Annotated in this window: 10 protein-coding genes; 1 reads left to right on the top strand and 9 read right to left on the bottom strand. The window is 68.5% G+C overall.

All coding sequences use genetic code 11. The features are described 5' to 3' along the window. Nucleotides 1-57: 57 nt before the first annotated feature. The 6 genes from ndk to GZ998_RS07670 all read right to left on the bottom strand — a co-directional run bounded on the left by ndk (nt 58) and on the right by GZ998_RS07670 (nt 6,588). Nucleotides 58-492 (bottom strand): nucleoside-diphosphate kinase, encoded by a 435-nt coding sequence (ndk, locus tag GZ998_RS07695; protein ID WP_161924413.1) that lies wholly within the window; start codon nt 490-492, stop codon nt 58-60. A 190-nt stretch (nt 493-682) separates the two neighbouring features. Continuing rightward, nucleotides 683-2,542: a folylpolyglutamate synthase/dihydrofolate synthase family protein gene (locus GZ998_RS07690; protein WP_162679328.1), complete on the bottom strand. Its 1,860-nt coding sequence runs from the start codon at nt 2,540-2,542 to the stop codon at nt 683-685. Between the two features lie 198 nt (nt 2,543-2,740). Continuing rightward, a complete protein-coding gene (locus GZ998_RS07685) occupies nt 2,741-3,583 on the bottom strand; it encodes an HAD-IIA family hydrolase (RefSeq protein ID WP_219109501.1) in 843 nt (280 codons plus the stop codon). Between the two features lie 50 nt (nt 3,584-3,633). Further along, the gene (locus tag GZ998_RS07680) at nt 3,634-4,455 is read right to left on the bottom strand and encodes an aldo/keto reductase (protein WP_219109500.1); all 822 of its coding nucleotides are present in this window, start codon (nt 4,453-4,455) and stop codon (nt 3,634-3,636) included. A gap of 149 nt (nt 4,456-4,604) precedes the next feature. Continuing rightward, complete coding sequence (locus tag GZ998_RS07675) at nt 4,605-5,777, bottom strand: MFS transporter (protein ID WP_219109499.1); 1,173 nt, start codon at nt 5,775-5,777, stop codon at nt 4,605-4,607. Between the two features lie 124 nt (nt 5,778-5,901). Next, entirely contained in the window at nt 5,902-6,588 is a 687-nt protein-coding gene (locus tag GZ998_RS07670) for an SDR family NAD(P)-dependent oxidoreductase (RefSeq protein WP_219109498.1), read from the bottom strand. Between the two features lie 121 nt (nt 6,589-6,709). Here GZ998_RS07670 and GZ998_RS07665 point away from each other — a divergent pair, with 121 nt between their 5' ends. Beyond that, nucleotides 6,710-7,300: a TetR/AcrR family transcriptional regulator gene (locus GZ998_RS07665; RefSeq protein WP_162679333.1), complete on the top strand. Its 591-nt coding sequence runs from the start codon at nt 6,710-6,712 to the stop codon at nt 7,298-7,300. Between the two features lie 18 nt (nt 7,301-7,318). On the opposite strand, the gene GZ998_RS07660 is transcribed toward GZ998_RS07665, so the two are convergent. The 3 genes from GZ998_RS07660 to GZ998_RS07650 form a co-directional block, all read right to left on the bottom strand. Then, nucleotides 7,319-8,098 (bottom strand): MBL fold metallo-hydrolase, encoded by a 780-nt coding sequence (locus tag GZ998_RS07660; RefSeq protein ID WP_219109497.1) that lies wholly within the window; start codon nt 8,096-8,098, stop codon nt 7,319-7,321. A gap of 80 nt (nt 8,099-8,178) precedes the next feature. After that, on the bottom strand, nt 8,179-8,889 hold the full coding sequence (locus tag GZ998_RS07655) for a sugar transferase (protein ID WP_219109496.1): 711 nt from the start codon (nt 8,887-8,889) through the stop codon (nt 8,179-8,181). A 28-nt stretch (nt 8,890-8,917) separates the two neighbouring features. Next, nucleotides 8,918-9,592 (bottom strand): YveK family protein, encoded by a 675-nt coding sequence (locus GZ998_RS07650; RefSeq protein ID WP_219109495.1) that lies wholly within the window; start codon nt 9,590-9,592, stop codon nt 8,918-8,920. Nucleotides 9,593-9,630 lie beyond the last annotated feature (38 nt).

The raw sequence follows: 9,630 nt of genomic DNA, 5'->3' as shown, positions 1-9,630 counted from the left end.
GTCGCCACCGCACTGGTGGCGACCCCACATGTTTTCCCGCTGCGTCAGCAGCTCGGCTCAATCCGCCAGCTCGGGGAACCAGATACCGATCTCGCGCTGCGCGGAGGCGGGCGAATCCGATCCGTGCACCAAGTTCTGGATGGCGCTAGTACCCCAGTCGCGGCCGAGGTCACCGCGGATGGTGCCGGGAGCGGCCGCCGTCGGGTCGGTTGCGCCCATCAGTGAGCGAACCCCCTCCACAACTCGCTGTCCCTCCACGACGACGGCGACTACGGGACCGCGAGTCATGTACTCCACGACGCCCGGGTAGAAGGGCTTGTCAAGATGCTCGGCGTAGTGGGCAGCCAGGACCTCGGTGGTGGGGAGCACCAGCTTCAGAGCGACGATGCCGTAGCCCTTGGCCTCGATGCGCCGCAGGATCTCGCCGGTCAGGCGGCGCTCCACGGCGTCGGGCTTGAGCAGGACGAGGATGCGTTCGGGGGCGTCAGTCATGACGTTCCTTCCGTCGGGGCGGGGACTGGAGAGCGTCCGCAGGTTCAAAAACCGGCGGCCCGACCGAGTGTAAACGACAGCCCCACACCGGCGGCGCAGCCGCATCTGCCGGTCTCGGCACGTTACTGGTGCCGGTCTCGGCACGTTACTGGTGCCGGTCTCGGCACGTTACTGGTGCCGGTCTCGGGAGTCAGGGCCTGCCGAACAGGGCGCGCGCCTGCGCGGCCAGCACTACGGAACCGACCACGAGCACGCCCGAGGCGGTAAGCGGAGCATCGAAGCCCTCCGACAGGCTCACCGCCTGCTCCACGCCGGCCGCCAGCGTGGGCGCCACAACCACCCGGTCCGCGCCGAATACCTCGCGCGCCACCGCGCCCAAGTCCTCGGCATCCATGGCACGTGGAGACTCGACCGGAACACACACGACGGCGTCGCAGACCGGCTCCAGCACCGACAGGATTCCCTCCGCGTCCTTGTCCCCCATGAGGCCGACGACGGCAACCAGGTGCTGGAAGCCGAAGGCCTCCTCCACCGCCCCAGAAAGGGCCGTAACGCCGTGGGGGTTGTGGCCGGCGTCGACGATAACCGTCGGGCTGGAGCGCAGCACCTCCAGGCGGCCGGGGCTGGTCACGGATGCGAAGCCGTCCTCAACGATCTTCGCGGGAAGCTGCCTACCGCCGAAGACGGCCTCCGCAGCGGCCAGTGCCAGCAAGGCGTTATGCGCCTGGTAGTCGCCGTACAGCGGCACGAACACGTCCTCGTACACGCCCGCGGCGGTGGCGAAGGTAGCCATCTGCCCGCCAACGCCCAAGGTGCGGTCCACCACCCGGAGCACGCCGGCGTCGGGGGCCCCGGGATCCTCCTCCGGGTCGAGCTCTCGCCGCCATATGACCTGATGCTCGACGGCGGCTGCGGCGATTACCGCCTGCACCGACTCCGGCTGCGCGGCGGTAACCAGCGTGGCGCCGTCCTTGATGATGCCGGCCTTATTGGCGGCGACCTCCTCAACCGTGGCGCCCAGCCACGCGGCGTGGTCGAGCCCGATCGGAGTGATGACCTCCACGTCGCCGGGCACCACGTTGGTGGAGTCCCAAGTACCGCCCATGCCGGTCTCGATCACCGCCACGTCCACGGGATGGTCGGCGAAGGCCGCCAGCGCCATCACCGTGAGTACCTCGAAGAAGCTCAGCCGCGGGCCCCCGGCGGCCTGGGAGCGGGCGTCTACCATCTCGACGTAGGGGGCGACGTCCTCCCAGGCGGCGATGAAGCCCTCCTCGCTGATGGGCTCACCGTCCAGGGCGATGCGCTCGCGGATGGTGGCCAGGTGGGGGCTGGTGAAGCGCCCGGTGCGCATGCCGGTGGCGGCCAGCAGGCGCTCAGTCATGCGAGCGGTGGAGGTCTTGCCGTTAGTGCCCGCCACGTGCACGATCCGGTAGTTGCGCTCGGGGTTGCCCAGGATGTCGAGCACGGCCTCAACGCGTTCCAGGGAGGGCTGCACCTGGTGCTCGGGAGCGCGGGAGAGGATCTCCGCCTCGACCTCGCGCATGCGCGCAGACACCTCGACGGCGCGGGCGGCTGCGGTCAGCTCGGCGCGGTGGCGCTCGGCGTCAGCCCCGGGACTGTCTTCCGCGGAACCATTCCCGGCGACGTCGGGCAGTACCGGTTCCCAGTCCTCCCAGTCGTCGGATTCATCGGCGTCGACCTCGGCCAGCAGGGCGTCCAGGCGCTCCAGGTCGCCGCCGGGCACCATATTGGCGGCGACGAGCTCGCGCAGGGCAGCCAGGTCTTCCGCCTCGGCCTGCTCGCGGCTGTGCTCGGCAGCGGCGTCGTCCTCGGCGGCCTGGGCCAGGGACTTGCCCTCGGGCGAGTCGGCGGCTTCCAGGTACGGTAGCAGCTCGGGATCGATGCCGGAGTGCGTGCCGCCGGGCCCGTAGACGGCGTCTACTACGTCTTCGCCACTGGCACCGGCGGGAATGCCGAAGGCCGCACCGGGATGCGACTCGGTCTGACCGCTGGCGTGAGCGTCCCGATCGCGCTGCTTGCTGCTCATGTGCTGGTGTTCCTGCTTCCTGCTCGACGACGCGGGCCAGCCTAGATGATCGGCTCCGGGGAGGGCGGGGCAGGTGCTGACGCCGTGGGCGGAACCATATCTACCGACCTCGGTGGTAACAACGACCGATCTCGACGGTTATTTCAACCGACCTCGGCGGTGGACGGTGGCACCGGACACCCCAGCCATCCCGGTCACTCAGCGCTCGGCCTCGACCAGTTCGATGAGCTCGCCGATGCCCTCATGGATGCCGAAGGGCCGGAAGGGGAAGGCCTCGACCTGCTCCAGCGTGGTGGAGCCGGACAGCACCAGGTGTGCACGCAGGCCCGCCTCAACCCCCGCCTGGATGTCGGTGTCCATGCGGTCCCCCACCATGGCGGCCGCCTCGGAGTGGGCTCCGATCTTGTTCAGCCCGGCCCGGATCATCACCGGGTTCGGCTTGCCGACGAAGTAGGGGGACCGGCCAGTGGCCGCCTGGATCATGGCCGCTACGGCGCCGGTGGCCGGCAGCGTGCCCTCATCGGAGGGGCCGTTGACGTCGGGGTTGGTGGCGATGAACTTCGCGCCGCCCTCGATCAGCCGGATGGCGCGGGTGATGGCGTTGAAGTCGTAGGTGCGGGTCTCCCCCAGGATCACATACTCCGGGTCCTGGTCGGTCATGACGTAACCGGCGCCGTGCAGCGCCGTGGTCAGACCGGCCTCACCGATCACGTATGCGGTGGAGGCCGGGGACTGCTGGGTCAGGAAGGCCGCCGTGGCGTTGGCGGAGGTCCAGATGCGCTCCTCCGGGACTGTGAGCCCGGAGCGGGCCAGCCGGGCGGACAGGTCCCGGTTGGTGAAGATAGAGTTGTTGGTCAGCACTAGGAAGGGCATGCCCTTGCGCTCCAGGGCGTCCAGGAACTGCTGCGCGCCGGGCAGGGCGCGGTTCTCCCGCACCAGGACGCCGTCCATATCCGACAACCAGGCGGTGACCGGGGGCATTTCACCCAACGGCAGCGGAGCGGTGGTTGCGGCGCCGGCGGGAAGCGTAGGTGAGGCCATGGGTTAATCCTGCCATCACGTCCCGCCGGCGTGCGTGTCGCCGAGGAGAGTCAGTAGCGTTCCTCTGCGGTCATCGCGGCTGGCCACCCGCTTTGGGAGCGCTTGGCGTCCCGTGCGCGGATCGCACCGAGTTCCTCGTCGCTGAGCCGGAAGTCGAAGATGCTGAGGTTCTCGCGGATGTGCTCCGGGTTGAGCGACTTGGGTATCGACACGATCCGGTTCTGCGTGAGGAAGCGCAGTAGTACCTGGGCCGGGCTCTTGCCGTGGGTCCGGCCTACCCGGATCAGGACCGGATCACGCAGCATGCTCGTCTGCCCCTCGCCGAGCGGCGACCACGACTCGTGGACGATCCCGTGGGCGGCGAGGAAGTCGTGCATACCCCACTGCTGCCAGTACAGGTGGGTCTCGATCTGGTTGATGGCGGGAACGACGTCGGCGGTGTCGATGATCTCCAGGACCTGCTCTCGGTTGAAGTTGGACAGGCCGATGGCGCGCAGCTGACCGGACCGGTACGCCTCCTCCAGGGCCCGGTAGGTGCCGCGGGAGTCGGCATTGGGCCAGTGGATGATCATCAGGTCGAGGTAGTCCAGCCCGGCGGCCGCCAAGGACTCCTCGATGCCCGCGCGGGTAGACCGGTAACCGCTGGTCTGGGTCTTCGAGGTAACGAAGACCTCCTCGCGGCCCAGCCCGGAGGCGCGCACCGCAGCCCCAACCTCGCGCTCATTGCCGTAGTTCTGAGCGGTGTCTATGAGCCGGTAGCCAGCGTCCAGGGCGTCGGCGACGTGCCGCTGGGTCACGCGCCGCGGGGTCAAATAGGTGCCGTATCCCAGCACCGGCATGACCACGCCGTTGTTCAGCTCGACGTACTCCATGGGAATTGCTCCTGATCGATTGAAATGTTCATGGTTCTCGGACGGATTTGCCCAGTTCCAAGGCCTGCCGGGGGGTAGTAACCGAGCTGCTGACCAGCCAGGCTCCGCCGGCGTAGATGCGGCCCGGTCACGCCAACGCATGTAGTCGGCTAGCCCTCGTAGTAGACGTCGAGCGCGCGGCGCCGCTGCACAAGCCATGCCAGCAGGGCAACCAAGAGGATCGCCGTCGCCCCGGCCATGGCCAAGGGCCAACCGCCCCATCCCCACAGCGCGGAGGCAAGCGCGGAACCGATCGAGCTGCCGAGGAAGTTGCCGACGACGAACAGCGTGTTAAGGCGACTGCGCGCACCGGGATCGATGGAGAGCATCCGCGTCTGTGTCATCACCTGGACTACCTGAATGCCAACCGAAAACAGGGCGATTGACACGGTAACCGCTGTAAGCGAGTGCGGCGCCAGTCCCGACAGCGCGAAGGCTGCAATCGACCCCGCTAAGCCGACGCCAATAGCCGGCATGGCCAGGCCGCGGTCGTACAAGCCGCCGGCACGTTGTCCCGCAACGGCCCCGAGGATGCCAATGAGGCTGATCAAGCCGATCTGCGTGGCGGAGAATCCGAACGGCTGCCCGGACAGCAGGAATGTCAGCCCCGTCCAGTACAGGGTGAACACGCACATGGCGCAGGCGCCGAGGAACCCCGTCCACCGTGCCGTCGCGCTCATAAGGAATGTACGCGGCACCGATGCCAGGAGGTCGGGGTAGGCCGCGCGGGTTCGCGGCGGGAGCGTGGGCAGGGAACGCCGCATCACGAGGGCCATGAGCACCATAGCGATCGCTACGGTCCCGTACAGGGCGCGCCAGCCGAGCAGGTCCGTGATTACGCCGCTGATGGCGCGAGCCGCGAGGATGCCGATGCCGATGCCGGCAGCCACCGTGCCGAGGACGTGTCCGCGCTGCTGATCGGTGGCCAGATCTCCCGCCAGGGGGGCGAGCATCTGGCCGGAGACCGTGCTCGCGCCCACCAGGCCGAGAGTGACCAGCAGAATCGGGAAGCTCGGCGCCAGGGCGCTCGCCCCCAGCATGAGGGCCGCGGCCGTCATCATCCTGGGAATGAGCCGTCTGCGGTCAGCAATGTCACCGAGCGGCACCAGGAGGAAGACACCAACGGCATAGCCGACCTGGGTAAATGTCACAAGCAGGGCGGCGGTCCCCAGACAGACCCCGAGGTCACGAGCCAAGGCCGACAGGATCGGCTGCGCCCAGTAGAGGTTACCGACGGCGGCACCGCCGGCGGTGGCGAACAGGAATGCCTGTCCATCGGACATGCCGGCGCCAGTGGGCCGCGCACCCGCACGAGCCGACGCCGGGGGGTGACCCGTCATGGATTCGTCCAACGCACCGGTCATGTCGCCGGCACCCTCAGTACACCGAAAGCGCCCACGGCTGGCGTCATACGGCGCTCCCCTCGGCGGCACTGCCGTCGAAGACGGTTTCTCCCACCCACTGTTCGCGCTCCTGGGTGTGCACTGCCCAGAAGCGGTCGGCAATGAGTTCGGGGGCGAAAGGAGTTTCAGGCCGAATGGCGCCGGAGACGGTTATGGAGGCGGCGTGTACACCGTCGGCCGCAAGTTCTTGGAACAGCAGCTCCCCGACGGCGCGCAGCGCGGCCTTGCCGACACTGAGTGTGCCGTATGCCGGATCGGGGTCTACGCCGAGTCGGCCGCCCGTGAGCAGTAGCGTGCCGCTGCCCCGCCGCTTCATGCCGGGAACGAAGACCTGGGCGGTCACGATTGCGCCGAGCGCGTCCACGTTGTAGGCGTCGCTGAGGCGGTCGATGTCAGCGGTGAGGATGTCGTCGCTGGCGATGACGGCCGCGTTGTAGATAACCACGTCCGGATCGATCCGCTCCGACAGCGCCTTCAGCCGGGCCTTCGTTGCCGCGGGGTCCGCAGCATCGAGCACGAGGGTGTCCACAGCGAGACCCTCGGAGCGCAACTCCGAGGCGATGGCGTCAAGGTGCTCCTGGTGTCGGGCGGCGATGGTCAGCGTGAATCCCTCTCGGCCAAAACGGCGAGCCAGTGCGGCACCCAATCCGGGGCCGACCCCGATGATGAGTGCCTGCTGTGGGTGGGGCATGCGATGGGCTCCTTTGGTCCGACGCTAACCAACGATAACGTTGGCGTTGGACTCAACTGTAGTACGCTCCCACCCGGGAGGCAACGCTTGCGTTGGAACCGGTCGACGAGAGGAAGCACACATGGCGCGAGACGCGCAGGCCACCAGGCGCAAGATCCTGGACGCCGCCACCGAGGAGTTCGTCGCCCACGGCCCGGACGGAACCACCATGGAGCGGATCGCCCGCCGCGCCGGAATCAACAAGGAGCGCGTCTACAACTACTTCGGCTCCAAGCCCGGGCTATTCGCCCAAGTGCTCCGCGAGCAGCTGGCCGAGGGCACCGGCGCGGTCCCCCTGAATGCCACTGACGCCGAATCACTGGGCGACTTCGCGGGCCGCATGTTCGACTACAACTTGCACCATCCGCAACACGTGCGCCTACTCATGTGGGAAGCACTGTCGTTCGGCGAGGAGGTGCCCGAGGAGTCGCAGCGCCGTGAAGTGTACGCGTCCAGAACTGAGGCAATAGCAGCAGGCCAGACGCACGGCACCGTATCGGGCTCGATCTCCGCGCGGTCGCTGTACTTCCAGCTGTTGGCGCTCGCGGGCTACTCCGCCGTCATGCCTCAGGTCGCCCGCATGGTGACTGGCAGCACCGATGACGCCGATTCCCTCGCCCGTTACCGCGCCGAGGTCGTTGAGGCCGCGCGCAGACTCGCCGCGGTGCAGTGAGCACGCGGCCGGGATGTATCAACCTAGGCTCCACTCCCCCTCGGGCGTGCGGTCCAGGCGGTCCAGGATGCCGGCGTCACGGAAGGCCCGCAGCGTGGCACCGGGTCCGTCGGTGAAGTGCTCCCAGCCGGTCTGGTGGGCGACGACGACGTGCCGCGCCCCCAGCACCTGCGCGGCTGCGCTAGCCCGCTCGGCGGACAGGCTCAGGGGCCGCCCGGCGAACTTGCCGGGCACGGTCGCCCGGCCGGCGTTCAGCACAGCGTGGTCGATACTGCCGAAGCGCTCCCTGACCCGAGCTATCAGCTCCAGGGAGGCATTGTCCCCGGTGCAATAGATCGTGCTACCGGCGGCCTGGATGACGAAGCCGGTGACCTCGCAGTTGACGTGTCCGGCGGCGTCGACCTCCCCGTCGGCCGGACCGTGCTGGGCCGGCACGGCGGTGATCGTGGCGCCGTCACCCACCACCACGGACTGCCACGGGGCGAGGCCTTCGGCGCCCGCCCCGAGCCGGCGGGCCGAGCCCGGGTTGGTCAGCAGGCGCGGCGCGGCCAGGGCGAAGGCACGCCCGGAGACGTCGAGGTTATCGGCATGGTCGGCGTGACTGACCAGGACGACGTCGACGTCCGCGAGCGCCTGCGCGTCCACGGCCGGCCCGCGGGTCTTGCGCAGGGCGCCGTAGTCGGTGGGCGGGTCGAAGGTGGGGTCGACTACGAGGCGCAGCCCGGCGACGTCCACCGCCACAGTGGGGCCGCCGACCACCATGAAGGCGAAATCGTGGCGCTGCATCGGTTCAGTCATGGAGCCTCCCAGCTACGTACGCTGGTCACCCTACCGGAGCACCCGACCCGCGGCTGACCCGGCACCAGTAGCCGGGAGCCTCATTCTGAGCCCTCCTGAGTAAGCACCGCCTTGACGGTGCGGCACAGGATCTTCAGGTCCAGCAACGGCGTCCAGTTGTCGACGTAGTGCAGGTCGAGGCGGATCGCCTCTTCCCAGGGCAGTGAGGATCGGCCGCTGACTTGCCACAGTCCGGTGATACCGGGCTTGGCCTGTAGCCGGCGGGCGGCGACGGCGTCGTACATCGCGACTTCCCTGGGCACCTGCGGCCGGGGACCCACCAGGCTCATAGACCCCTGCAAAACATTGAACAGCTGGGGCAGCTCGTCGATGGAGGTGCGCCGCAGCACGCCGCCTAGCCGGGTGATACGCGGGTCGTTCTCGACCTTGAACAGGGGCTTGTCGAGCCGGTTCTGCTCTCGCAGCAGGTCTTCCAGCTCTGCGTCGGCATTTACGCGCATGGTGCGGAACTTCCACATCTGAAAGTCCTTGCCTTCCAGTCCCACCCTGGTCTGCTTGAACAGAGCGGGGCCGCCGTCCTGCCGATGCACTAGCAGGGGCACTATGAGCCACACCGGCGCCAGCACCACGATGAGCAGCGCAGACCCGGTGATGTCGACGGCGCGCTTGGCCGCCGAGGTGGCGACGGCTGGAAGAGACTGCGAGGACGGTTCAGAGCGCCGCCCGAGCAGGAATCTCCTGAGCCCGGAGCGCGGAGTTGATGAAGCCAGGGGAACGGGTGGTTGAATCATGGAGCATCCAGGAGGCTTAGGTGGTGGTTCAGGGGTGGTGGGAGCTAGCGGGGGCGGGGCCGGGTTCCTGGCCGGTGCGGCCCCCGGCGGCCGCACCTCGGCGTGCAGCTCCCATTACTGCGGCTAGTAGGAGCATTGCGTACACGAGCGCGGGTGCCACGACGGCCCCGGCTGCGACGGCGCGGAAGGCCGATGGCGAGTGGGACACGTCGTCGAGTTCGGCCGAGGACATCAGCACCACTTCCGCCGGGTACTGCGCCCCCTCAAGGCTCTTCAGCTCCACAGCGGCCTGCCCGACCGCGGCGTCGGCGACTTGCCTGGCCTCGGCGGCCGAGCCCGCTCGCGCCGTGACCTCCAGCATGTGGGTGCCGTCCACGTGCTTGGCGGAGATTGTGTCCGCAAGCGCCGCCGGAGGTGCGTCAATACCGAGGCTTCGGGCGACGGCTTGCGCTACTACTGGAGAGGTGACTACCGGGACAAGTGACTCCGCCTGGCTTATGGCCAGCTGCTCGGCCGCGTACTGCGAGGAGGAGCCGCTCTGGTCGCTGGCGGCCTCAACGCGCACATAGGCTATGGCGGTGGCCGCGTAGGTGACCGGAGTGAGCCGCACCAGGGCGTAGCCCGCTCCCGCGCCCACGAGCGCGGCCACGAGCAGGCCTGCGGCCCAGCGCCGGGTCAGTATGAGGATATCTGCCAACGTCATACTCGCTCACCACCAGGATGCGCGCCAGGCGCGGTGTT

The sequence above is a fragment of the Actinomyces sp. 594 genome, assembly GCF_019325145.1.
In the GTDB taxonomy this organism is placed as follows: Bacteria; Actinomycetota; Actinomycetes; order Actinomycetales; family Actinomycetaceae; genus Actinomyces.
This window is presented reverse-complemented; position numbering and strand designations above follow the sequence as displayed.